At 39.3% G+C, this 24,565-nt stretch carries 28 protein-coding genes and 1 riboswitch; of the genes, 23 read left to right on the forward strand and 5 right to left on the reverse strand.

Annotated features, from left to right (window positions below):
* Positions 1–137 precede the first annotated feature (137 nt).
* Genes comGA through SJY16_RS07715 form a run of 9 tightly spaced genes read left to right on the forward strand, consistent with a single transcriptional unit; the run spans position 138 to position 4,798 of the window.
* Positions 138–1,187 (forward strand): competence type IV pilus ATPase ComGA, encoded by a 1,050-nt coding sequence (gene comGA, locus SJY16_RS07675; RefSeq protein WP_377892112.1) that lies wholly within the window; start codon positions 138–140, stop codon positions 1,185–1,187.
* Entirely contained in the window at positions 1,105–2,190 is a 1,086-nt protein-coding gene (comGB, locus tag SJY16_RS07680; protein ID WP_377892113.1) for a competence type IV pilus assembly protein ComGB, read from the forward strand. Before comGA ends, comGB begins: the two co-directional genes overlap by 83 nt.
* A gap of 28 nt (positions 2,191–2,218) precedes the next feature.
* Positions 2,219–2,539, forward strand: a complete 321-nt coding sequence (comGC, locus tag SJY16_RS07685) for a competence type IV pilus major pilin ComGC (protein ID WP_377888525.1) — start codon at positions 2,219–2,221, stop codon at positions 2,537–2,539.
* On the forward strand, positions 2,520–2,975 hold the full coding sequence (comGD, locus tag SJY16_RS07690; RefSeq protein ID WP_377888526.1) for a competence type IV pilus minor pilin ComGD: 456 nt from the start codon (positions 2,520–2,522) through the stop codon (positions 2,973–2,975). The genes comGC and comGD overlap by 20 nt, the downstream gene beginning before the upstream one ends.
* Positions 2,959–3,279: a hypothetical protein gene (locus SJY16_RS07695; protein WP_377888527.1), complete on the forward strand. Its 321-nt coding sequence runs from the start codon at positions 2,959–2,961 to the stop codon at positions 3,277–3,279. The genes comGD and SJY16_RS07695 overlap by 17 nt, the downstream gene beginning before the upstream one ends.
* Positions 3,269–3,694, forward strand: coding sequence for a competence type IV pilus minor pilin ComGF (gene comGF / locus SJY16_RS07700; RefSeq protein ID WP_377888528.1), 426 nt, complete (start codon positions 3,269–3,271; stop codon positions 3,692–3,694). The genes SJY16_RS07695 and comGF overlap by 11 nt, the downstream gene beginning before the upstream one ends.
* A 13-nt stretch (positions 3,695–3,707) precedes the next feature.
* Positions 3,708–4,070 (forward strand): competence type IV pilus minor pilin ComGG, encoded by a 363-nt coding sequence (gene comGG / locus SJY16_RS07705; RefSeq protein WP_377888529.1) that lies wholly within the window; start codon positions 3,708–3,710, stop codon positions 4,068–4,070.
* On the forward strand, positions 4,067–4,564 hold the full coding sequence (locus SJY16_RS07710; protein ID WP_377888530.1) for a shikimate kinase: 498 nt from the start codon (positions 4,067–4,069) through the stop codon (positions 4,562–4,564). The genes comGG and SJY16_RS07710 overlap by 4 nt, the downstream gene beginning before the upstream one ends.
* Before the next feature lie 54 nt (positions 4,565–4,618).
* A complete protein-coding gene (locus SJY16_RS07715) occupies positions 4,619–4,798 on the forward strand; it encodes a YqzE family protein (protein ID WP_377888531.1) in 180 nt (59 codons plus the stop codon).
* A gap of 30 nt (positions 4,799–4,828) precedes the next feature.
* On the opposite strand, the gene SJY16_RS07720 is transcribed toward SJY16_RS07715, so the two are convergent.
* Together SJY16_RS07720 and SJY16_RS07725 are read right to left on the reverse strand one after the other, a co-directional pair.
* On the reverse strand, positions 4,829–5,605 hold the full coding sequence (locus SJY16_RS07720; RefSeq protein ID WP_377888532.1) for a YqhG family protein: 777 nt from the start codon (positions 5,603–5,605) through the stop codon (positions 4,829–4,831).
* Positions 5,583–7,253 carry a DEAD/DEAH box helicase gene (locus SJY16_RS07725; protein WP_377892116.1) on the reverse strand — a complete coding sequence of 557 codons (1,671 nt, stop codon included), beginning with the start codon at positions 7,251–7,253 and terminating at the stop codon, positions 5,583–5,585. The genes SJY16_RS07720 and SJY16_RS07725 overlap by 23 nt, the downstream gene beginning before the upstream one ends.
* Positions 7,254–7,462: 209 nt before the next feature.
* Positions 7,463–7,552: riboswitch (glycine riboswitch) on the forward strand.
* Positions 7,553–7,725: 173 nt separating this feature from the next.
* On the opposite strand from SJY16_RS07725, the gene gcvT reads away from it, so the two are divergent.
* The 3 genes from gcvT to gcvPB are packed head-to-tail and all read left to right on the forward strand — an operon-like array spanning position 7,726 to position 11,655.
* The gene (gene gcvT, locus SJY16_RS07730; protein WP_377888533.1) at positions 7,726–8,826 is read left to right on the forward strand and encodes a glycine cleavage system aminomethyltransferase GcvT; all 1,101 of its coding nucleotides are present in this window, start codon (positions 7,726–7,728) and stop codon (positions 8,824–8,826) included.
* A 25-nt stretch (positions 8,827–8,851) separates the two neighbouring features.
* A complete protein-coding gene (gene gcvPA, locus SJY16_RS07735) occupies positions 8,852–10,195 on the forward strand; it encodes an aminomethyl-transferring glycine dehydrogenase subunit GcvPA (protein WP_377888535.1) in 1,344 nt (447 codons plus the stop codon).
* Positions 10,192–11,655 (forward strand): aminomethyl-transferring glycine dehydrogenase subunit GcvPB, encoded by a 1,464-nt coding sequence (gene gcvPB / locus SJY16_RS07740; protein ID WP_377888536.1) that lies wholly within the window; start codon positions 10,192–10,194, stop codon positions 11,653–11,655. Before gcvPA ends, gcvPB begins: the two co-directional genes overlap by 4 nt.
* 28 nt (positions 11,656–11,683) lie before the next feature.
* On the opposite strand, the gene SJY16_RS07745 is transcribed toward gcvPB, so the two are convergent.
* Entirely contained in the window at positions 11,684–12,058 is a 375-nt protein-coding gene (locus SJY16_RS07745) for a rhodanese-like domain-containing protein (protein WP_377888537.1), read from the reverse strand.
* A gap of 173 nt (positions 12,059–12,231) precedes the next feature.
* Between SJY16_RS07745 and SJY16_RS07750 the strand changes: the two genes are divergently transcribed.
* The 4 genes from SJY16_RS07750 to SJY16_RS07765 all read left to right on the forward strand — a co-directional run bounded on the left by SJY16_RS07750 (position 12,232) and on the right by SJY16_RS07765 (position 17,633).
* Positions 12,232–13,062, forward strand: coding sequence for a lipoate--protein ligase family protein (locus SJY16_RS07750; RefSeq protein ID WP_377888538.1), 831 nt, complete (start codon positions 12,232–12,234; stop codon positions 13,060–13,062).
* A gap of 446 nt (positions 13,063–13,508) precedes the next feature.
* A complete protein-coding gene (locus SJY16_RS07755; RefSeq protein WP_377892118.1) occupies positions 13,509–16,007 on the forward strand; it encodes a vitamin B12-dependent ribonucleotide reductase in 2,499 nt (832 codons plus the stop codon).
* Between the two features lie 202 nt (positions 16,008–16,209).
* Positions 16,210–16,650 carry a transcriptional regulator MntR gene (gene mntR, locus SJY16_RS07760; RefSeq protein WP_377888540.1) on the forward strand — a complete coding sequence of 147 codons (441 nt, stop codon included), beginning with the start codon at positions 16,210–16,212 and terminating at the stop codon, positions 16,648–16,650.
* A gap of 74 nt (positions 16,651–16,724) precedes the next feature.
* Positions 16,725–17,633, forward strand: a complete 909-nt coding sequence (locus SJY16_RS07765; protein ID WP_377888541.1) for a patatin-like phospholipase family protein — start codon at positions 16,725–16,727, stop codon at positions 17,631–17,633.
* Positions 17,634–17,694: 61 nt separating this feature from the next.
* Here the strand turns inward: SJY16_RS07765 and SJY16_RS07770 are convergent, their stop codons facing one another.
* Together SJY16_RS07770 and SJY16_RS07775 are read right to left on the reverse strand one after the other, a co-directional pair.
* On the reverse strand, positions 17,695–18,084 hold the full coding sequence (locus SJY16_RS07770; protein ID WP_377888543.1) for an SA1362 family protein: 390 nt from the start codon (positions 18,082–18,084) through the stop codon (positions 17,695–17,697).
* A gap of 22 nt (positions 18,085–18,106) precedes the next feature.
* Complete coding sequence (locus SJY16_RS07775) at positions 18,107–19,054, reverse strand: DUF1385 domain-containing protein (protein ID WP_377888544.1); 948 nt, start codon at positions 19,052–19,054, stop codon at positions 18,107–18,109.
* A 221-nt stretch (positions 19,055–19,275) separates the two neighbouring features.
* Between SJY16_RS07775 and SJY16_RS07780 the strand changes: the two genes are divergently transcribed.
* The 7 genes from SJY16_RS07780 to SJY16_RS07810 all read left to right on the forward strand — a co-directional run bounded on the left by SJY16_RS07780 (position 19,276) and on the right by SJY16_RS07810 (position 24,530).
* Positions 19,276–19,797 carry a YqhR family membrane protein gene (locus SJY16_RS07780; protein ID WP_377888546.1) on the forward strand — a complete coding sequence of 174 codons (522 nt, stop codon included), beginning with the start codon at positions 19,276–19,278 and terminating at the stop codon, positions 19,795–19,797.
* Between the two features lie 109 nt (positions 19,798–19,906).
* Positions 19,907–20,326, forward strand: a complete 420-nt coding sequence (gene aroQ / locus SJY16_RS07785; RefSeq protein ID WP_377888547.1) for a type II 3-dehydroquinate dehydratase — start codon at positions 19,907–19,909, stop codon at positions 20,324–20,326.
* A gap of 20 nt (positions 20,327–20,346) precedes the next feature.
* On the forward strand, positions 20,347–21,414 hold the full coding sequence (locus SJY16_RS07790; RefSeq protein ID WP_377888549.1) for a M24 family metallopeptidase: 1,068 nt from the start codon (positions 20,347–20,349) through the stop codon (positions 21,412–21,414).
* 19 nt (positions 21,415–21,433) lie between these two features.
* A complete protein-coding gene (efp, locus tag SJY16_RS07795) occupies positions 21,434–21,991 on the forward strand; it encodes an elongation factor P (protein WP_377888551.1) in 558 nt (185 codons plus the stop codon).
* Positions 21,992–22,116: 125 nt separating this feature from the next.
* The gene (locus SJY16_RS07800) at positions 22,117–22,830 is read left to right on the forward strand and encodes an ABC transporter ATP-binding protein (protein WP_377888552.1); all 714 of its coding nucleotides are present in this window, start codon (positions 22,117–22,119) and stop codon (positions 22,828–22,830) included.
* Between the two features lie 5 nt (positions 22,831–22,835).
* Positions 22,836–23,855 carry an ABC transporter permease gene (locus tag SJY16_RS07805; protein ID WP_377888553.1) on the forward strand — a complete coding sequence of 340 codons (1,020 nt, stop codon included), beginning with the start codon at positions 22,836–22,838 and terminating at the stop codon, positions 23,853–23,855.
* Between the two features lie 12 nt (positions 23,856–23,867).
* Positions 23,868–24,530 (forward strand): TetR/AcrR family transcriptional regulator, encoded by a 663-nt coding sequence (locus SJY16_RS07810; RefSeq protein WP_377888554.1) that lies wholly within the window; start codon positions 23,868–23,870, stop codon positions 24,528–24,530.
* Positions 24,531–24,565 lie beyond the last annotated feature (35 nt).

A 24,565-nucleotide genomic window follows, 5' to 3' on the forward strand; every position in this document is an offset into this window, starting at 1 on the left:
TTTTTTTGATAAGAAGGATTAGGGAAATCCTTAACGAATACTTCTTCTTACGGTTTGAAAAGTGTCGTTTTCTGCCGTCACATTAAGAGGAAGAAGGTGTATTTTAGCTGAATATCGAAGCAAAAGGTCAAGAAATAATAAAACAGGCAGTGGAGGTGGGTGCTTCAGACGTTCATTTTCACCCAAAAGAAAAGGGAACGTTAATTCAATTTCGAGTCGATCATAAACTTTACGATGCGATGTGGCTCCCATCTTCAATTAGTCAGAAAGTGTTATCACATTTCAAATTCCTGAGTGGAATGGATATTGGAGAGAAACGTCGTCCACAAAACGGAGCGATGGACATGATTCTTTATCCCAATCGCTTTCACCTCCGGCTTTCTACAATTCCTACGCCATACCACGAAAGTTTGGTTTTACGCATTCTCCCTCAAGATGAAACGCATGCCTTCAAGGAACTATTTTTATTCCCATCAACAGCAAACCATCTCCTTCAAATTGTCAGCTACAATAGTGGGCTCTTTATGATAACTGGACCTACGGGGTGTGGCAAAACAACAACTCTCTATTCACTTCTCCAAACGCTTAGTGTTAAACGGCATCGCCGCGTATTAACAATTGAAGATCCCATTGAAAAACGGAATCCTGATTTTATCCAAATGGAGGTTAATGAAAAAGCAGGTCTGTCATTTTATGAGGGGTTTAAAGCAGGACTCCGTCATGACCCAGACATTTTGGTTGTTGGTGAAATCAGGGATGAGCAAACGGCCCAGCTTGCAATTAGAGCTAGTATGACAGGTCATTTAGTGGTCTCTACACTTCACACTGGTAGTACTCTCGAATGCATTCCACGCCTTCTTGAATTTGGAATCCCGCTCCAATACATTGCTCAAACACTTAGGGGTGTGGCAACTCAGAGGCTTGTTCCTATTAAATGCCCTTTCTGTAAAGTCTGTTCGCTTGAATGTTTAAAGCAAAGAAAGCATCGAAAGCTCGCAATTGTTGAAATCCTCGCTGGGTTACATCTTCAGAAAGCGATTCATGATTCCACGCTTCTTTCTATCCCTGGTCAAACCACGATAAAAGATTATGTACTTCGAGCATATGCTCTTGGATATATCGATAAAGAAACCGTTGAAAGAGAATTGGGGTTATGGAATCGTGAGACGATCCAAATGGAAGCTTAATCAAAAGGCGGACTTTCTTTGTCGTATAGGGAGGATGTTAGTAGAAGGGTATACGCTTGGTAGTGCTTTAGAAGTTTATTCAATCTATCAAAAGGATCACATACGAACAAATATACAATATATGATCATGCAATTAAAAGAGGGGAACCCTTTTCACGAGGTGCTTTCTGAATTTAAATTTCCAGATGACATACTTTCCTATCTGTGTATGTCTGAACAGCGTGATTTTGCCAATGGTATTGTTGCTTCAGGAGAATTAATGAAAAAAAGAAGCGAGTGGCAGAAACGTTTGAAAAGCACCCTTGCTTATCCGATTATATTATTCTGGATGACAGCAGTTATGTTATTTATCGTAGGAAAGTATCTATTACCGAAATTTAATACCCTCTATCAATCCCTCGATGTTCCACTCCCAATCGTTTCTCGACTCTTCATGACTTTTATCCAATTAACCCCCCTATTCTTGACACTGTTATTTCTTACCCTCTTATTAAGTTATACTTTCTTTGTGATGAAACATAGACAATCATCGGCCGTTACGAAAGTGCAATTGTATAGCAAGTTCCCTGTTGTGAAACTCTTCGTTCCAATTTATATCACTCATCATCTTACTCTCCATCTCGGTCTTCTATTGTATAGTGGGCTTTCGATCTCTGATGCATTCGAACTGATCAAGAAGCAATCCCATTTTGTGCTATTTCAAGAAGAAGCTCACCGTGTTTCTGTTTCACTTATGAAAGGTGAGAAACTTGAAGGCTTGTTTCAAAATAAGAGCCTTTATGTTCAAGAGTTAAGTGAAATTTTCATGCATGGACAAGCAAGTGGGAATTTGGGTAAAGAATTAATTCTTTATGGGGAGGTGATGGGGGAACGGTTTGAGGAACTAGTGAAAAAAGGATTTCTTGTTCTGCAGCCTATTAGTTTTGTTGGCGTAGGCTTAGTAGTTATGCTTATGTTCATGTCAATTTTGCTCCCAATGTTTTATTATTTACAATCTATATAGGAAAGGGTCTAATAAAATGAGGGAAATTATGAATTCTATCAAAACGGAAAAAGGTTTTACCTTAATTGAAATGATGATCGTTATTATGATTATTTCAATGCTTTTGTTAATAGCTGTGCCAAGTCTGACGAAGAACAATGAGGTGGTTGAAGAAAAAAGCTGTGATGCAACAGTTAAAGTGGTACAAGCACAAGCTGCAGCCTATAAAGCTGATACAGATAGCATGCCGGTCTCGGTAAACGATTTAGTATCTGAAGGTTATTTAGATGAAAATAACGCAAAATGTCCAGGTGGAGAAGCGTTAACCATTTCTAATGGAGTTGTGTCTGTTGTACAGAAAACATCGTAAAGAGATGTTCTCTTCTGGTTATACCTTAATCGAAATGATGATTGTCCTAACTATTTTTTCACTTATGCTCGGTTTGGTATTCATTCAAATCGCACCAACTCAATCAGCTTCATCCACACGGCAATTCCTCGAAAAACTACAATCGGACATCCGATACACACAAGAATTAGCATATAGCACTGGGAAGCCTCATCGATTGTCTTTCTCTCCATCAACACATACGTATACAGTTATAAGTAACGCTACAAATGTAATGAAATCGAATGAAATTCCAGAGAATATCACAATTAATAAAGGGACGTTAGGTCATCATATTGTGTATGTTGGTAATGGTAATATTCAAAAGCCAGGAACGATTTTGATAAATGATGGTAAGGATGAATACAAACTTGTCATACAGCTTGGGGCAGGACGCTTTTATGTTGAGAAAAAATAGTGGGTATACATTGATGGATGCGATGATCGGTTTGACCATTCTCATGACCCTCTCGATGAGCATACTGCCTATTTATGCTTCTCTTTACGAAAAACGTATAAGCATTGCAAACCGAACAGAAAGTGTGTCGGTTTTAGATGAAGTGTGGTCAAACTATATTCTTCTCGGTGTGATTCCGCCATTAGAAATTAAAAAAGGAATTGATGTTTATCGTGTTAATCTGAAATTAGAACAAATGTGTGTAGCTTTGGAAGGAAAAGAAAAGAAGACACATGTTTGTAGGAGTTTGCCTTATGGTCATTAACGAAGAGGGCTTTACATTGATCGAAGTGTTGATAACATTGTTGATCTTACTAGCTTTAACAGCAGTTCTCCCATCTTTAATGATCACATCTGTAAAAACCGCTGGTATAGATCATCAGCAAGAAGAAGAGCAACTGTTCTATGTCTTGGTAGCAAGGGAAATTAGAGGAGCTTCTTCCGTTTCAACAAACGGGAGAAACCTCAGTCTTACAAATCCTTCAGGAGAAACAATTGGTTTTGAAATGTATGGAAATGTAATTAGAAGACGTGTAAATGGAACAGGTCATGAGGTTGTTCTTCAGGGTGTGAAGTCGATGAACATCACGATTTCAGGTCAACGTGTAAAAATTGTGCTCGTACTTACAAACGGAACAACAAAGGAGGAAATCTGTTATCAACTGGCGGGTTCGTCTTAACGAGAAAGGTTACATGACGGCAACGATGATGTTAATAAGCACATTATTGATTGGGTATGTAGTTCATCTTTGTACAATCACAGCAAATGAGCGAGCTTTCTTAGAGCAAAAGGAGTTACACCTTAATAAAGTAGCCTTGCTAGTTCTAGGGATGAAAGATACAATTTCTTATATACAACAAAGTGAAATTATAAATGGTGAGAAAATCTTTGCTTATAAAGAGGGTACGTTGATTGCTAAAATTACGTTTATTTCTGAAAGTGATCACCAGATTGTGCTTTCAGGCACAACTGCCACAAATCAACAAATAACGGTTACGTTTCACTATGATCGAAGTACTAACAAAGTATTGAAATGGGGAGAAGAAGTAGGATGAAAGCAGTTTATTTAACAGGATTTATGGGTTCGGGTAAAACATCTGTAGCATCTGCATTGGCGAAAGAATTATCTATGCCTCTTTTTGATACGGATGAACAAATTGTTTCTACAACAGGTAAAGATATTCCGGCGATTTTTGAAGATGATGGTGAGGAAGCTTTTCGGTCGTATGAGACGGCGATTTTAGAAAAGCTGCCAGTAGAGGATGTTATTATTAGTACCGGCGGTGGCATCATACTTAAAGAAGATAACAGAAATCTTATGAAGCAATGTGGGACGGTGATCTATCTACACTGCGAGCCAGATGAAATTGCAAAAAGACTCGAAGGAGATTCATCTAGACCGCTGCTTGAAGGTAAGGACCGCAGTGAGCGAATTGAGAAAATTTTTTCTGAGCGCTTATCACTTTATAAAGACGCACATATAGAAATTAATACAACAAATCGGACGATAGAGGAGATCGTGAGAGAAATAAGAACATTGCTCGGTTAATTGAAGGGAGAAATGGACACCCTATAGCTAGAGACTGGGAAAAGGGTGATTCAATTGTCTTCTAATGATTTAGTTAAATTTATGACGCAACAAGTTGTTTCATATATGGACCAACCAAAGGAAGAGAGAGTTAACAATCGGGCAGAACGGAAGGCTACAAAACAGCCGTTTTTATTTCGTTGGTTTGGAGTTATTCCGATGGCGATCAGCATGTTTTTAAGAAAGAAAAAGTAGTGCTCGGACAGAGTGTCCGAGCATTTTTTGTTAGGGGGAAAGATAAAAAACTCCTCCATTGATGACTTCCGATATTATCACAGGCTCATATTGTTTTCTAAGTGCTTCTTTTTCTACTGCATAGCTTTCAGCCTCGTTATTATCTTCATAAAATTGGTCGAGTAGAATTTGATCTGCCGCCCATCTTTGCTTTGCCTCATCAGACCATGAGTGATCTTCTTTCGAAATTAACATTTCTACAATCTTTTCAAGGCGAGAGATCCCGCTTGCTGGTTTTATAATAGGACTGATGGTGAATGTATAGTCGGGGATTTTAGGTGTTAAGTTTTTTTCGGACAGATGGTCATGGAAATCATCCACTACTGCACCACTGACGAGATGGAGTCCTAGTGATAAGAAGCGATCTTTCTTACGATCACATTGATAAGAAATTTTGATATTCAAACAAAGCCATGGATGAAGTGGAGAGTGTTGATGAGACGATGATTCAATGTTTTCATATAGTCTAATAAACGATGCTAACTTTTTGGTGGAGGAGAAAATTTGATGAAGACGTGGCGCTCCAAAATGAACGAATTCACCTTTTTTCATTTCCTCGTCCTGGTTCGTTACTAACGTGAGGGTCATTGGATTAGGCGTTCCACCTGTTTTCTCTAAGTAATGCCAATAAAACGGACGATTCATTAACTCTTTGTCTAAATCGACCGTTAGTTGGACTGCAAGGACACCTTGTTTCTCTTCAAGGATCGGACAGTCGTTTGCAAGAAAGTATGAGCGCAGATAGTTATGAATATTTTCTTGTTTCATCACTTTCCTCCTTGTGGTAGTTTATCAGTTCTTTGATATTCTCCATCTTGATGCGAATCTCTCCTTCGCTTTCAGAATGAAGTAAGATATCAGAGATATGCTTTTCAATATCGCGCATCCCTAACCGAGTAAGAATTTCATCTAACTGTCCGATTACACTTTCGAAAAGTTGGATTTTCTCATAAAGAAGAGACAAAATATGTTCTTCAACTGTGTTTTTGGTAGCAAAATTGTAAATATGGACATCGCCTTCTTGTCCCAAACGATGGATGCGTCCAATTCGTTGCTCGATTCTCATCGGGTTCCAAGGAAGGTCATAGTTGATAATGTGTTGGCAGAACTGCAGGTTTATTCCTTCTCCGCCTGCTTCTGTAGCAATAAGTACTTTGGCGTGAGTTCTAAAAAGCTCTTTCATCCAGTCTTTCTTGCTCCTCTTAAACCCTCCTCGAAATGGAACGGAGGAAATACCGTGTTGCTGTAGAAACCACTGTAGAAATAATTGAGTGGCACGATATTCTGTGAAGATGATAACTTTACCCTCGATCGATTGTATAATTTCAAGCGTTTTTTCAGCTTTCGAGTTTGATGGAACCGATTCAATTTTCTTCATGAGATTCAATATGATCGATTCTGTATTCTCCTCTAATTCATCTTTTTCGAGCATCTTTTTAAGCGTCATGTATGCTGCTTCTCTGCTTGAGCAGATTTCTCTTAGTAACGTAATGATTGAGAATTGGCTTCTTGTTGCAACTGGGTGCTGTTTTAAATCTTCCACTGCTTTATAAAGAGATGCTTCTTCCTCACTTAAGTGGATAGGCACGGTCTGGACAATTCGTTCCGGCCAATCCATCTCTGTGTCTTGTCTCCTGTTTCGAACCATAACCTTTTGGATCAATGCACGCAGGCGCTCCTCGTCCTTAATGCTTCTCTCTTTACCTTTATAGTCCTTTTCAAAGTGTTCAAAGCTACCAAGGTGGCCAGGTTTTAATAGTGATACAAGATTGAATACTTCTTCTAAACGGTTTTGAACTGGTGTTGCAGTAAGAAGAAGACAGAATTTCTTTTGAAGGTGCTGAACAAATTCATAGTTTTTCGTACGACTGTTTTTGAGACGGTGTGCCTCATCAATAATTACCATATCGTAGTCTTGTTGATAAACGATAGAGCGGTGAGGCTCCCTTTTTGCAGTATCTATTGATGAAACGACCACATCGTATTGATCCCAGACGTAGCTTTTTCTTTGCACTACAGCAGGGATGTAGAACTTCTGGTTTAATTCCATAGCCCATTGTGAGACAAGCGAGGCAGGTACGAGAATCAGCACTTTTTTAACCAGGCCACGAATCATGTATTCTTTTATGATGAGTCCTGCTTCTATCGTTTTCCCGAGGCCTACCTCATCTGCAAGGATTGCTTTTCCGTTCATTTCTTCAACCACTCTTCTTGCAGCTTCGAGTTGATACGGATGTGGGGTTAGGTGAGGGAGGTGGGCTGGTGCTTGTAGTCCTGTAAATGAAGGAATCGTTGTATGTTTTTCAGCTTCTATTGCTAGTTTGAAAAGCTCCCAATTTGTCCAGGGGCCATCATCTTCTATATGCTTCAAAAATTCAGATTTCCATTCCTCGTTAAAGGTTAATTCCATCCTCATCATGAAAACCCTTTCCTTATAGTTGTTATTCACGAATTTTAATAGGTTAATCAGATTTAATGTTCGTGATTTGTATACTTGTGATAATACTCTTATTCTTAAAAATATTGTTGCCAATGCGTTAGTGGTAGTGGTAGGATTGAAATCGAAAGCCTTAATAGTATGAAACAAACAGGGTCATCCAATACCTCAAAACTGAAAATAGGCGAATGAAAGCATGAGGAGAGACTGTCTGATGACAGCGCCGAAGGAGCAAGCATTTATGTGAATCTCTCAGGCAAAAAGACTCTTGCTAGACGCACCTCTGGAGAGAGCTACTTTAGCCGCCAAAGATGTAATTCCCGTTTTGCTGGGAAGAAACTTTCAGGTCAACAGGACAGAGAAACTACGCTGAAATCAGCGGGTTTCTCTGTCTTTTTTGTGCTTGAAACTTTATGGATCAACCTAGTAGTGAAATTTAAGGAGGGTCAAGATGGAATCGTTATTGAAAACACCGTTATTTGATACGTATCAAGCTATGGGAGCAAAGACGATTGATTTTGGAGGTTGGGCGTTGCCCGTTCAGTTCTCCAGTATAAAAGAAGAGCATCATGCTGTAAGAAATCAAGCAGGCTTATTTGATGTTTCTCATATGGGTGAAATCGAAGTGAAGGGTGAAGATGCATTATCTTACCTTCAGAAAATGATGACCAATGATGTTAGTAAACTGAAGGTGAATGGTGCTCAATATACAGCGATGTGTTATGAAGATGGCGGTACAGTAGATGATTTACTTGTATATAAATTTTCTGACGCATATTATTTACTAGTTGTTAACGCGGCGAATATCGAAAAAGACTTTGGTTGGTTAAACGAGCATGTAGAAGGTAATGTTTCTCTTGAAAATAAATCAGACGAAGTAGCTCAACTGGCGATTCAGGGACCAGAAGCTGAGAAGATTTTGCAACGTTTGACTGATGTTGATTTGAGTGAAATCGGATTTTTTAAATTTAAGGATGAAGTAGATTTATCTGGAACGAAATCTCTTGTATCACGCACGGGATATACAGGAGAGGATGGGTTTGAAATTTATTGTGCTTCTAATCAAGCTCCTCACCTCTGGAACGCTATCTTGAACGAGGGAGAACCAGAAGGTATTTTACCTTGTGGTCTTGGCGCGAGGGATACGCTACGTTTTGAAGCGAAGCTCGCATTATATGGACAGGAGCTAACAAAGGACATTTCGCCACTAGAAGCAGGGATTGGCTTTGCTGTTAAAACGAAGAAAGAAGAAGATTTTATTGGTAAAGAAGCTCTTGCATCACAGCGCGAAAAGGGACTTGAACGAAAGCTCGTTGGGATCGAAATGATCGACCGTGGTATTCCTCGTACTCATTACGATGTCTATATCGGGGATGAATATATTGGAGAAGTAACTACCGGTACTCAATCACCAACTTTGAAGAAGAATGTAGGCCTCGCCCTACTGAAAAAGGAATATACAGAACTTGGAACTGTAGTTGAGGTTGAAGTGAGAAAGAAGAGATTGAAAGCTAAGGTAGTTTCTACGCCATTCTACAAAAGAGAGAAATAAAGGGAAACGACGAGGAGGAGAATACATGAAACATCGCTATCTGCCCACTACTGAACGCGATAAGAAAGAAATGCTCGAAACAATCGGTGTGAAATCAATAGAAGATTTATTTGCGGATATTCCTGATGCCGTTCGATTTAAAGGCGATTTAAAAGTTGAGAAGCAGCTTTTTGAGCCGGAGCTTATTCGCTATATGTCTAAACTAGCTGCAAAAAATGTAAATACGATCCAAAATGCCTCCTTTTTAGGAGCGGGTGTTTATGATCACTCGATTCCCTCAGTTGTAGACCATGTTATTAGAAGGTCTGAATTCTATACAGCCTATACTCCTTACCAGCCTGAGATTTCGCAGGGTGAACTTCAGGCGATTTTTGAGTTCCAAACAATGATCTGTGAGCTTACGGGAATGGATGTAGCAAATTCATCAATGTATGATGGTCCCACTGCGCTTGCTGAAGCTGGGTTATTAAGTGCTGGGCAAACAAAAAAGAAAAAGATTATTGTTTCAAAGTCCGTCCATCCAGAAGCGAGAGCAGTTATTGACACATATGCAAGAGGACAGCATTTAAATGTTGTTGAAGTGGACTCGATTAATGGTGTAACAGATTTAGATAAACTAAAAGAAGAGATGGATGATGAAACAGCGTGTGTAATGGTTCAATACCCTAACTTCTTTGGACAGCTAGAACCACTTCCAGAATTAGAAGAAATTGTTCATCAGCATAAATCGATGTTTGTCGTATCAAGTAATCCACTAGCTCTCGGTCGTTTAACTCCCCCGGGTGATATGGGAGCGGACATCGTGGTTGGAGATTGCCAGCCTTTCGGGATTCCTGCACAATATGGCGGCCCTCACTGTGGATATTTTGCCGTAACAAAGAAGCTGATGAGAAAAGTGCCAGGCCGTTTGGTAGGAGAGACGAAGGATGAAGTGGGACAACGTGGTTTTGTGCTTACGTTGCAAGCTCGCGAACAGCACATACGTCGAGACAAAGCTACATCTAATATCTGTTCAAACCAGGCTCTAAATGCCTTGGCTTCTTCTGTAGCGATGAGCGCTCTTGGTAAAGAGGGTGTTCGGAAAATGGCAGAACAAAATATCAAAAAAGCTTACTATGCAAAATCTCAATTAAAAAAGGCAGGGCTCACTACTGTTTTCGATGGCGTATATTTTAACGAATTTGTTATTAAGCTGAACGGTTCGGTCAAGGAAATGAACCAAAAATTAATTAGCAAAGGCATTATTGGTGGTTATGATTTAGGTCGTGATTACCCTGATCTTGAGAATCATATGTTGGTGGCAGTGACTGAGAATCGCACGAAAGAAGAAATTGATACCTTTGTAAAAGAAGTGGGGGGAGCGCAATGAATACGAATCAAGACCAATCCTTAATATTTGAGCTAAGTGAACCCGGAAGAATTTCCTATAGTCTTCCAGAGCTTGACGTACCGGACTTGGATCTAAACGAGTGGCTTCCAGAAGAATTTAACCGACAAAATGAGCCTGAGCTTCCAGAAGTTTCTGAGCTTCAGTTGATGCGTCATTATACTGCACTATCAAAGCGGAACCACGGGGTGGATTCAGGTTTTTATCCACTTGGTTCATGTACGATGAAGTATAACCCTAAAATTAACGAAGACGTCGCGCGATACCCTGGCTTTGCTTCTATCCATCCACTTCAGGAAGAAGAAACTGTACAGGGTGCCCTAGAAATGATGTATAACCTTCAACAAAACCTTATAGCAGTAACGGGTATGGACGAGGTGACGCTACAACCAGCTGCCGGAGCACATGGGGAATGGACAGGTTTAATGATGATTCGTGCCTTCCATGAAGCAAATGGTGACTTCAACCGTACAAAAGTAATCGTGCCTGACTCAGCTCATGGGACAAACCCTGCTTCAGCAACAGTTGCTGGATTCGAAGCCGTGACAGTGAAGTCGAATGAAAAAGGTATTGTCGATCTTGAAGACTTGAAGCGAGTAGTTGATAAAGATACTGCTGCTTTAATGCTTACAAATCCAAATACTCTTGGGTTGTTTGAAGAAGACATCACAGAAATGGCTGAGATTATTCACTCAGCAGGAGGAAAGTTATATTACGATGGAGCTAACATGAATGCAATCATGGGAGCGGCACGTCCTGGAGATATGGGCTTTGATGTGGTGCACTTAAACCTTCACAAAACGTTTACTGGTCCTCATGGAGGGGGAGGGCCTGGATCAGGTCCTGTCGGGGTCAAAGCGGATCTAGTTCCGTATTTACCGAAGCCAGTTCTAGTTAAAGAAGAAGATGCTTACCGATTTGATTATGACCGTCCAGATTCGATTGGACGCGTTAAGCCTTATTACGGAAATTTCGGAATCAATGTTCGAGCATATACGTATATCCGTACCATGGGGCCAGACGGTTTAAAGCAAGTATCTGAAAACGCAGTGCTGAATGCTAATTACATGATGAGACGTCTGCAGGATGCATTCGTCCTTCCTTATACTCAACATTGTAAGCATGAGTTTGTTATTTCTGGTAAGAAGCAGAAGAAACTTGGGGTTAGAACGCTTGATATGGCGAAGCGACTTCTAGACTTTGGGTATCATCCACCAACGATCTATTTCCCAATTAATGTGGAAGAATGTATGATGATTGAGCCGACTGAAACAGAATCTAAAGAAACCCTCGATGAGTTCTGTGATCGCCTTCTTCAGATTGCTAAGGAAGCAGAGGAGAATCCTGAAATCGTTCAAGAAGCTCCGCATACGACTGTTATTAAAAGACTTGATGAAACGACCGCTGCAAGAAAACCAATTTTACGCTATCAAAAGGCATAACAAAAAGCAGCTGCATCGCAGCTGCTTTTTATTTCTTCTTTTTAACTTTGCCGCCCCATTTTTTGAAGCCGCCCTTCAATTGATACAAATCTTTAATTCCGTTTTTACTTAGCATGCTTGCAGCACGAGAAGTAATGATTCCGTTATGATCATACATGTAGACAGGCTGATCTTTACGAATTTCTTTCATTCTCATCTTGAGCTGACTTACTGGAATATTTCTTGCACCAAGGATATGACCGTTATCGAAATCCTTTGGTTCACGAATATCAATTAACTGAGCTTTACGATAACCCGCTATGAATTCTTCTTCGGTTAGCGTTTTCAACTTCTTCTTTTGTAGAAATCTAGTAATGACTACATATACGATGATGGCAACTAGTAATGCGATGATCCATTCCATAAGTTCCAATACACCCTTTCAACTAAAATCGACAATGTTAAGTTTACACGTCTTTTACCTTTTCCGCAAAAAGAAAATGTGAAATTAGGAGGAAAGTTTATTGGTGATCTATTCCTAGCTTTGCTAAACTAAAAAAGGATAAAGGAAATCTGGAAGGATAAAGGAGTATTTGTATGAAGCAATGGGCATTTATTAGTTCTGGAGACCGTTCTCCTGCATACAATATGGCACTTGATGAAGCTTTGTTAAAATGGCATAGTGAAGGAGAAATCCCTCCAGTAATAAGGTTTTATGGATGGGATCCGGCTACTCTATCAGTTGGGTATTTTCAACAAGTCGATCGTGATATCGATCTGACATCAGTTGAGAAATACAATCTGGGTTTTGTCAGAAGGCCAACGGGAGGTCGTGCCGTTCTCCACGATAAAGAAGTTACATATAGCGTAATTGTTAATGAAGATTATCCGAATATGCCAAAGACCGTTACTGAAGCATATAGAGTTATCTCAGAAGGACTAAGGCTTGGATTTGTCGAGCTGGGGCTAGATGCCTACTTTGCCATTCCACAAACAGAGCAAGAAAAAGCAGAGCTTCGCTCGCCGAGGTCAGGCGTTTGTTTTGACTCTCCTTCTTATTATGAGCTGGTCGTTGAGGGTAGGAAGGTTGCTGGAAGTGCACAGACGAGACAAAAAGGTGTCATACTTCAACACGGTTCCATTCTGCTAGATATTGATGAAGATAAACTATTCGATTGTTTTAAATTTAAGAATGATCGCATTCGTGAACGCATGCAACGTGGATTTCGAAAAAAAGCCGTGGCGATTAATGCGTTGAGAAGTAAACCTGTAACTTTTGAAGAAGCAATCCAAGCATTTTATAATGGTTTTGAAGAAGGTTTAGGGATTGAACTTGTGCCATTTGAACTCTCTGAAGAGCAGGAAGCTTATGTTAATGAGCTTGCAGTAGAGCGTTATATGAGTGATGAATGGAACTATAAAAAGTAAGCATCCGATATGGGTGCTTTTTCATATTGACTTTAACAGAACAAATGTTCTAACCTGTATGAGTAGGAATACAAATATTTAAAACACCATATGGAAAAAAGCAATAAACAAATTTTCTCTTTATTAAGGATTATCAGGTGTCTGGCTATCAAAAGCGATTGTTTTCAATCGAATTCGCTGGATTTGAAAGTTGACAAATTAAGATGAATTATGACGAATTACTATATATAGTGTATGTGGAATATTTTCAAGTACTATATGTAGTCAAAAATGATTGTCTCCCGAATGGACATGTGCTACTATTAATCCAGACGATACATTACGAGTTTTCACATCGCTGTTGTAAGAGACAAATAAGATTTTGAAACGGAGGGGTTCAATTGACCATTAAGACAGGAGAAAGAAGAAGGTCAATCAACATTGAGCAGTTAAACAAAGATATCGAGATGTTTACCCAGGTTCATCCCATTACTGATGATATGCACGTTAGTCACGAAGGGGTAAGTCGACTGGTGATGTTGGATCGATATGCTTTTAAGGATACCGAGAAGAGAACCCTGAAAAAAGGAGATTTCGTTGTTCTTACCATTAAAGAAGATCCGAAATTCCCTGCCCGAGGCCTTGGTTTTATCGAGGAAGTCGATCATTCGACCAAAAAGGCTCACGTGATCGTACATGAAGATTATATAGGTGTTTTAGATTCTGAAGAAGAACGTGAGTCAGGAATGATTGTACGGTCTCTTGATGTAATAGAAAAGCCCCTGGAAGTTTTTTATGAGCAAATTGCCAGAAGAAATGCACGGGGTCTTGCAGAAGTAGAAACAACGAGTGGAGAAAAAGAGTACTGGGAAGACCGTTTTTATAAAGAGCTTTCTTCGATGAATTTCGTCCCTGCTGGTCGTGTCTTATATGGTGCGGGTGCAGAAACGGAAGTTACCTATTTTAACTGTTATGTTATGCCATATCCTCAAGATTCAAGAGAAGGAATCTCTGAACATCGTAAACAAGTCATGGAGATTATGAGTCGAGGGGGAGGAGTTGGTACGAATGGTTCCAGCTTACGTCCTCGGAATGCCCTTGCAAGAGGTGTGAACGGAAAATCCTCTGGCTCGGTTTCTTGGCTTGACGATATTGCGAAATTAACGCATTTAGTTGAGCAAGGGGGCTCAAGAAGAGGCGCACAAATGATTATGTTGGCGGATTGGCATCCAGATATTATCGAATTCATCATTTCGAAAATGCAAAATCCAAGAATCTTACGCTACCTTGTAGAAAATACACAAGATGAGCAGATCAAGAAGCTCGCAGAAGATAAGTTGAAGTTTACACCACTTACAGAAACTGAGCGGTCTATGTATCAAAGCATTCTTAACTATCGAAGCATCCAAGGGTATGGAGGCTTTGATGAAAAGGTTATCCAAAATGCAAACGAAAAGATCCGCACTGGTGGAACGTACTCTGTGCACAATCCAGATTTCCTTACGGGAGCGAATATTTCAGTATGTTTGACGAAAGACTTTATGGATGCTGTAGATAAAAATGAATACTATGAACTCAAGTTTCCAGATGTAGAAAACTACACAAAAGAACAAATGGAAATCTATAACCAAAAGTGGCATGAAAGTGGAGATGTTCGAGATTGGGAAGCGCAAGGGTTCCCTGTACGCACTTACCGTAAAGTGAAAGCAAAAGAACTTTGGGACCTTGTCAATATTTGTGCTACTTACTCTGCAGAACCTGGTATTTTCTTTATCGATAATGCGAATGAGAAAACAAATGCAACTTCTTATGGACAAAAGGTGGTAGCGACAAACCCTTGTGGTGAACAACCTCTAGCTCCATACAGCGTATGTAACCTGGCAGCAGTCAACCTCGCTGAAATGGCAGATAAAGATACAAAAACGGTTGACTTCGATAAGTTAAGAGAAACGGTTGAAGTTGGCGTCCGTATGCAGGACAACGTAATTAACGCAACTCCTTATTTTCTTAAAGATAATGAAACCCAAGCGCTTGGCGAGCGACGAGTAGGCCTTGGGGTAATGGGATTACATGATCTTCTTATCTATTGTGAAACAGTATATGGATCTGAAGAAGGAAACAAGCTAACAGATCAAATATTTGAGACGATCGCAACAACTGCTTACCGTGCATCTGTAGAACTTGCTAAGGAAAAAGGGAGCTTCCCGTTCCTTGAAGGTAAAACAGAAGTTGAAACGAATCGTTTGCGTGAGGCTTTTGTCAATACTGGGTACATGCAACAGATGCCAAATGATATCAGGGATAGCATTCTTGACTATGGAATACGTAACTCTCACTTACTAACTGTCGCTCCTACAGGAAGCACAGGGACGATGGTAGGCGTATCTACGGGACTTGAACCTTACTTTTCCTTCTCTTATTACAGAAGTGGACGTCTTGGGAAGTTTATCGAAGTAAAAGCTGATATTGTAGAAGAATACTATTCAAGAAATCCTGAAGCAGATGCTGAAACGCTACCTAATTGGTTTGTTTCGGCTATGGAACTTGCTCCTGAAGAACATGCTGATACACAGTGCGTGATTCAGAGATGGGTGGATAGCTCAATATCAAAAACGGTAAATGCTCCGAAAGGCTATGATGTAAAACAAGTAGAGAAAGTTTATGAACGTCTTTATAATGGCGGAGCCAAAGGCGGAACAGTTTATGTTGATGGTAGTCGTGACTCACAAGTACTAACATTGAAGGCTGAAGAAAATTCATTTGAACAACTTGAATTTGAAGATGGAATGGAAGAAAAGAAACAGGTTGTACTTGTCGATACGATTACAGATTTAAGATCAACAGATGTTACAATTGGTTCAGAAGTAGGTAATACGTGTCCTGTGTGTAGACAAGGACAAGTGAAAGAAATAGGTGGATGCAACACATGTGATAATTGTAATGCTCAATTGAAGTGTGGGCTTTAATCGAACATGATGGAATGCAAGGAATAAGCGAACTCGCTTATTCCTTGTCTTTTTTTGAAAAGAGCTATTAAAAGTATAGATCAGTAGTGGTAAGAAGGTTTCCCTGAAAGTAGAGAAGAGGAACCTTTCCTTGTCTCAGCCCATACTATGGTGTATGCTTTTATTGATTGGCTCAAATGGAATAAAAGATGGAGGGAATCCAATGGCCACTACTCCAAGTATGGAAGATTATATAGAACGTATTTATTCACTAATTGACGACAAAGGTTATGCACGCGTTTCTGATATTGCAGAAGCTTTAGAGGTACATCCCTCCTCAGTAACCAAAATGATTCAAAAATTAGATAAAGGTAAATATGTAGTTTATGAGAAATATCGTGGCTTTATGCTAACTCCAAAAGGCAAGAAACTAGGTAAGAGACTAGTTGACCGCCACGCGCTGCTTGAACAATTTCTTAGTGTTATTGGAGTTAATGAGGAAAATATATACGAAGATGTTGAAGGTATTGAACATCATCTTAGCTGGGATGCGATTGACAGAATTGGAGATCTTGTTCAATATTTTGAAGAAACAAAAGACCGTGTTGGCGATTTGCGTGAAGTCCAACGGAAAAATGAAGTAGATGAACAATCCGAAGTATAATTGGATTGTTCTTTTTTTGTACTAAATTGTCTCATATAAGATTACGATTTAATAAGGAGAAGGGGTGGTAGTGCGTGTATATCGATGGGGTCTTTTCTGGTGGAGGAGTAAAGGGAATCGCTCTAGTTGGAGCTTTACAGGCTGTTGAGGATAGAGGACTGCAATTTAAACGCACTGCAGGAACAAGTGCCGGTGCATTAATTGCCGCTCTTATCATAGCGGGTTACAAGGGTGATGAAATAGAAGAAATTCTTCTTGAGACAAATCTTAAAGCGTTACTTGATCGAAAACCTGGCTTTACTTTTCCGTTGATGAGATGGCTGATGCTTTATTGGAAACTTGGTCTTTACTCTGGGAAGGATTTAGAAAAGTGGGTACATGGATTGCTTAAGAAGAAAGGAATTGAAACATTTGGGGATATTGAGGAAGGATCACTTAAAATAATTGCCTCTGACATCACACGGGGGAGGCTAATTGTCATTCCTGATGACTTAGAGCAGTATGGGTTTGTACCTGAACAGTTTTCAATTGCCAAAGCGGTAAGAATGAGTGCGGGCCTCCCTTTCTTTTTTAAGCCTCATCCACTTTATACAATTGATGGGAAGAAACATCTAGTAGTAGATGGAGGGATATTAAGTAATTTTCCACTTTGGGTGTTTAAGCCTGAGGAATCAAATAAGCAACTTCGACCCGTATTAGGATTTCAATTGAGTGCGAGCTTTGAGAAGATCCCAGGACACAAAATAAAGAACGCTATTGAATTGTATCAAGCGTTATTTGAAACGATGAAAGAGGCGCATGATGCGCGTTATATCGAAAAACAAAAAGCAGAGAATATTGTGTTTATCCCCGTTAGACATGGGATAACTACAGATTTTTCATTAGAACGTCAAGAACAGAAAAAACTCATATCCTTTGGCAGGGAACGTACCGAGCAATTTCTAAGAAAATGGAGAAAGCTACCGGAATCAGTAAGGTTTTAACATCCTATACTTTTATACAGCAAAGGTGGCTGAGAGTACTCTCAGCCACCTTATTTATGTCTTAAAATAGCGCGCGATTTTTCTTTTTGCCTTTTCTACCTTCTATAACGGTAAATGGATTCGGCTTTTTATCATCATTTAATGGACGTTTTTTAGGTATTAAACGCTTTGATGGTATAACACGAAGGTGAGGGGCGCTTTTTCGTGATACGCCTCGTTTCTTCTGCAACTTAGAAGATTGCTTAGCAGCTTTCTGGTATGCAGAGTTAGGTTTACCCATTTTTTTAGCCATGAATTTACGTATGATCATAATCACAATGACTCCGATTGCAGCGGTGATTAGAAGTTGTTTTAGTAGACCTGTCGGATCGGAAAACAACTTCCAAATAAATCCAATGGCAGCAAGACCTATAATTGTATAAATAAGAGGTTGAACAACACGGCGTGACAAATGATTCACCTCCTGTTCGTCATTAAACAACTTGTGTGCTAGTTGATTCTTCTTCGTGTTTCTTATCACGTGCAAGTAATTCTTTAAAAGAACAAATCGCTACTTCAACTTGTTTATCATCAGGGTTCTTTGTGGTCAGAAGCTGGACCCAAAGTCCTGGATAACCTAATCCACGTAATATGGGAATGTTGCGGAATTTATTTGTTAACTGCAGTACTTCAAAAGAAACTCCAAGCACTACTGGAATAAGCAATACGCGATACAAGAGTCTTACTAAAAGTGGATCAGAGGGTACCATTAAGTATATGAAAACTCCGATCACAACTGTGAAGAGTATGAAGCTACTACCACATCGAAAGTGAAGTCGTGACTGGCTCTGAACATTTTCAACAGTGATTGGTAATCCTGCTTCATAGGCATTAATCACTTTATGTTCTGCTCCGTGATATTGAAAGACTCGTTTAACGATAGGAGTTAAGGATATGAAATAGATATATCCGAGTAGCAAAATGAGTTTGATAACACCTTCAATGATATTTTGGATGACGTGACCAGGAAATATAAATTCCAATGATGCTGCTGCAAGAGCAGGCAGTAATGTGAAAATAGTTTTGACAAAAGCAAATGAGATCACACCAAGAGCAGCAGCCCCAAGAAAAAACGTCATTTTTGAAGGTTCTTCCTTTTTAAGTGCTTCCTCATCTTCTGAAGGGTCTACATCATACCGCTCAGATGAAAAGTTAAGGTGCTTCGTACCATTCCCACTTGCATCAATAATGGCTACGACTCCTCTGATAAAAGGAATTTTCTTTAATTTAGATAGGATCGGTTTTGGCTTTTTTGGTATCTCAAGATAATCGATCGAATCATCTTTTCGTCTAATTGCAGTTACAGATGTGTGTTTTCCTTGAAACATAACACCTTCAACAACCGCTTGCCCACCATATGCGGGTTTGTTTGTGTCTGACAATATCTCTCACCAACCTATTTTGTTTAAGTAGAATGAAGTGTTTCATTCCAAAACCTTGTAAATGTCTTTCTTACATTCTACAAGAAACATTGAAAAACCTCTAGGTAAGCGATGTTAATATTCATTTTCCCCAACAAACTTTTTTTTAATCGCTTCAATAGGTGAATTATAGATAAATAATCACGTGTGTTCTGGGATAGACTAGTATCGGAGGTGTAGACATGGAAAACGAGAGTCAAAAGGATGGTCAAGAATTAGAACAAAATAAGAAAGAGCAACCTCTTAGTTTTACAACAAAAGTTCTTAATATAGGAATAGCTGGAGGTCTAATATGGGGATTGATCGGCTATGTGACTTACTTATTTAAATTTACAAAGGTCCCTCCCTCTCTCATTCTCTCACCTTGGGCGTTAGGAGAATGGAAAAATGACCATTTAGGACAGTGGATTGGGATTATAGCAATCGCAATTGTTTCGATTGGGGTAGCCTTTCTATACCGTGCAACGATGGTGAAAATAAATAATATGCTGGCTGGTTTGGGATATGGTATTGTACTCTGGTTTATTGTCTTCTACTTACTTAACCCAATGTTTCCTGATCTTCCTTCGATGATGAAACTTGATAAGAATACGATTATTACTACATTATGTCTCTATGTTTTATATGGTGTGTTTATAGGATATTCAATTTCATTTGAGTACCATGAAAACCAGCAAAATGGCGCGTCCTATTCAAACAAATGAAGCTATGGTAGAATGTTCATGGAACATTCTTCTTTTTTTGTTGTAATATCTGTAGTCTTTAACAGAGTATTGAATCTTCTAAATCTCATAGATCGTAAAGGGGCTTCTCATGAACAATTTCTACGTACTAAATGGGCCAAACTTAAATCGATTAGGCAAAAGAGAACCAGGGATTTATGGTAACGAGACATTGGAGACGCTAGAAGTGCGCTTAAATGACCTAGCTCAAAAGCATGGTGTTTCTCTCACTTTCAAGCAGTCAAATCACGAAGGTGATTTGATCGATTGGATTCACGAGGCAGAGAATGCCAAGGGTATCATTATTAACCCAGGTGCTTTTACGCATTATAGCTATGCAATTCGTGATGCGATTGCTAGCGTAGACGTACCCGTGGTTGAAGTGCATATGTCTAATGTACATAAACGAGAATCATTTCGTCACCAATCTGTTATTTCACCAGTATCAGAAGGTCAGATTGTAGGTTTTGGAATGAAGAGCTATGAGCTAGCTCTATTGTCATTTCTGTAATCAAAGAGGAGGGCTATTAGATGGAGCGTTTAGAAAAACTAAGAGAGTCATTTAAAGAATATGAAATTGATGCGATGTTGATTACTTCAGCAAGCAACCGAAGATATTTTTCTCATTTCACTGGAAGTTCTGGCGTTGTATTAGTCACGGCGAAAGATGCAAAGTTTGTAACGGATTTTCGCTATGTGGATCAGGCTAATGAACAAGCAAAGGGATACGATATTGTCCAGCACAAGGGACCTATCATTGATGAAGTGGCAAAAGTGGCAAATGAGCTTGGAGTCAAAAAGCTAGGATTTGAAGAAACACAACTTACATACAACGTTTTTAAAGCTTACGAAAAAAAGGTTGAGGGAACTCTTGTACCGATTAGTGGTCTTCTTGAAAAGCATCGTATGATTAAGGATGCAAACGAACTGCAAGTTTTAAAAGAAGCTACTGAAATTGCAGACGCAGCATTTCAACATATAACAGGTTATATACGCACTGGTATAACTGAGCTTGATGTTTCTAATGAGCTAGAATTCTTTATGAGAAAGAATGGCGCTACGTCTTCATCTTTTGATATTATTGTTGCGTCAGGTAAACGTTCTGCACTTCCACACGGCGTAGCATCAGATAAAGTAATTCAGAAGAACGAACTCATCACACTCGATTTCGGAGCATATTACAAGGGGTATTGCTCTGATATTACTCGTACAGTTGCAATTGGAGACCCAGGTGAAGAATTGAAAAAGGTGTACCATACTGTGCTTGAATCCCAGATGAAAGCTATGGAACAAATTAAACCAGGAATGACCGGGAAAGAAGCGGATGCTATTTCGCGTGACTATATTGCTTCAAAAGGATACGGTGAATTCTTCGGGCATTCGCTCGGCCATGGTGTTGGTCTTGAAGTACATGAAGGACCAGGACTTTCCTTTAAATCTGACACTGTTTTAGAGCCAGGAATGGTTGTGACAGTGGAGCCAGGTATTTACCTCTCAGGTAAAGGTGGCGTACGAATAGAAGACGATACGGTCATCACCGAATCTGGAAATGAAAAACTATCTCATTCTACTAAAGAATTATTAATTCTTGGTGAATAACATACGAGGAGGACAATAAATGATTTCTGTAAACGATTTTAAAACAGGTCTTACTATAGAAGTGGAAAATGGAATCTGGCAAGTTGTAGATTTCCAACACGTTAAACCAGGTAAAGGGGCTGCCTTCGTACGTTCTAAACTCCGTAACTTACGTAGTGGTGCAATCCAGGAAAAGACGTTTCGCGCTGGTGAAAAAGTAGCGAAAGCTCATATTGAAAACCGTAAGATGCAGTACTTATATGCTAGCGGAGACATGCATACGTTCATGGATACTAGTTCGTTTGAACAAGTAGAGCTTCCAGCTGATCAAATTAAGTATGAACTAAAGTTCTTGAAGGAAAATATGGAAATTTCCATTCGCATGTATGGTGATGAAACAATCGGTATTGAATTACCAAACACTGTAGAATTGCTCGTAACAGAAACAGAACCAGGTATCAAAGGTGATACAGCATCTGGTGGCACAAAGCCTGCAACGGTCGAAACAGGCCTTACTGTCCAAGTTCCTTTCTTTGTCAATCAGGGAGATGTACTTGTTATCGATACAGGAAAAGCAGAATATGTTTCACGTGGGTAGAAAAAATCGCTCTTTATGAGCGGTTTTTTTATTTGAATAAATAGTGAGTGATTACTCACTTTCAATATATAGCGTTTTGTATTATAATAAAAGTGAGTAATCACTCACTATTTAGGAGGGACTTCATGACGGCAAATTTAATTCATGCACATGTATCAAAGCGTTTTGGTAAAAAAAACGTTTTGAAAGACGTTGCACTATCGTTAAATAAAGGGGAAATCTATGGACTGCTCGGGCCATCTGGCTCTGGGAAGACTACGCTTGTTAAGTTACTCTGTGGAATTGATGAACCTTCAGAAGGTGAAGTAACCGTTTTTGATCAAAAAATGCCGGACCTTGCTTTAATTAAACGAATTGGATATATGGCGCAGGCTGATGCACTTTATCATGAGTTGACAGCTAAGGAGAATTTGGCTTTCTTCGCAAGTATTAATGGTGTGAAGCGTTCGAAAAGAGCTGATCGAATCCGACAAGTCATGAAACTAGTGGACTTAGAAAATGAGTTGGACAAAAGAGTAGAGACTTTTTCGGGAGGGATGAAGAGGCGACTTTCTCTTGCAATTGCCTTATTGCATGAACCTGAAATTCTTGTTCTCGATGAACCTACAGTAGGGATTGATCCTGCCTTGCGAAATAAGATTTGGGAAACGTTTGAGACATTACGGGAGAGCGGTGTACTAATTGTAGTTACTACCCATGTGATGGATGAAGCTGAACGATGTTCCAGGCTTGGGATGGTTCGCGACGGACAATTAATTGCAAACGGAACTCCTGATGAATTAAAGAAAGAAACTGGAGCATCAACAATCGAGCAGGCGTTTTTATCATATGGAGGGTGATTAACATGAGAGTTATAGCAGTCGTAATCCGTATCCTTAAGCAGTTTTTGCATGACAAACGTACAATGGCGTTAATGATAGTAGCACCGATCATCGTATTAACGATGTTAGCTCTAGTCTTTAATGGGGAAGAATTAGAGGTAGAAATCGGTTTAATCGATGCCCCGAGTTCAGTTTTTAATAATATGAACCAAAAAAATGTTTCCTTTGTGAATTTAGACGATGATATAAACCCCGAGACTGGCATAAAGGAAGAGAATTATGATGCAATTTTATCTTTTGAAAAAGGGGAGATAAGCATACTTCTCGAGGGTAGTGACCCTTCACTTAGTAAAGCAATAATTGATAATATTAAACAAAGTTTAAATACCGATGCAAAATCTATACCAGTTTCGGTAGAGTACTTATATGGTTCTAATGATATGACGACTTTTGATTATTTTGGACCGGTTTTAGTAGGTTTCTTTATTTTCTTTTTTGTGTTTTTAATCGCCGGAGTTTCCTTTTTACGGGAAAGAACGCAGGGGACCTTGGAAAGACTACTTGCAAGTCCGATCAAACGATGGGAACTCGTGATGGGTTATGTAATAGGGTTTGGATTGTTCACGACTATCCAGTCTTCGATCATCGCATTGTATAGCATTTATGTAATCGACTTAAAGATGGAAGGTAGCTTTGTATATGTGTTATTCATTACTGTAATGCTAGCACTAAGTGCACTAACACTTGGAATATTATTATCTGCTTTCGCAAAGAACGAACTGCAAATGATTCAATTCATCCCATTGGTTGTCGTACCACAGTTCTTTTTTGCTGGTTTATTTAATTTAGAAACAATCTCAGATTATTTAAGTTGGCTAGGACCGTTGACGCCTCTATATTATGGTGCAGATGCTCTTCGAGATGTAATGATCAGAGGGCAAGGATTTAGTGAAATATGGATTGATTTACTTGTGCTTGGAGGATTTTCGTTCGTATTTATCGTTATGAATATATTTGCACTAAAAAAACATAGGAGAATTTAAGAGGTGGTTTTTATGGGAGAGCAAGAAGGTTTGGAAGAATTGTTTCGTACTAGTGAGACCGATCTGTACGGTGAAGAGCTAACTCCAAAACAAAAGAGAATTGTTGAAGCAGCGATACAAATGTTTTCGGAAAAAGGCTATTCTTCATCGTCAACAAGTGAGATCGCTAAGCGAGCAAAAGTGGCTGAGGGTACGATTTTTCGACATTACAAAACAAAGAAAGAATTGCTTTTAGCAATAGTGACTCCTGTAATGAGCAATCTCCTAGCACCATTTATTATTAGGGACTTAGACAAAGTTCTGAGTCAAAACTATAAGTGCTATGAAGATTTTTTAACGGCGATAGTGAAAAATCGCCAGACATTCATAGAAAAACACATATCGATTGTGAAAATTTTACTTCAAGAAATCCCTTTTCATAATGAATTACGTAGCCAATTTATCGAGCGTATTGGGAAAGAGGTTTATAACCGACTAGAAGCAATCGTCACTCACTTTCAAGATAAAGGAGAGCTGATTGAAATGCCTACTCAAGCAGCGATTCGATTAACTGCAACTTCGATAGGCGGCTTTTTATTAACGAGATACATTCTACTTCCAGATAACGATTGGGACGATGAAGAAGAGTTGAAGAGAACCATTCATTTTATAATGAACGGAATGAAGGCGAGATAACACCCGCACATTTGTGTCGGGTGTTTTTCTTTTTA

Source organism: Alkalihalobacillus sp. R86527 (assembly GCF_042466185.1).
Lineage (GTDB): Bacteria > Bacillota > Bacilli > Bacillales > Guptibacillaceae > Guptibacillus.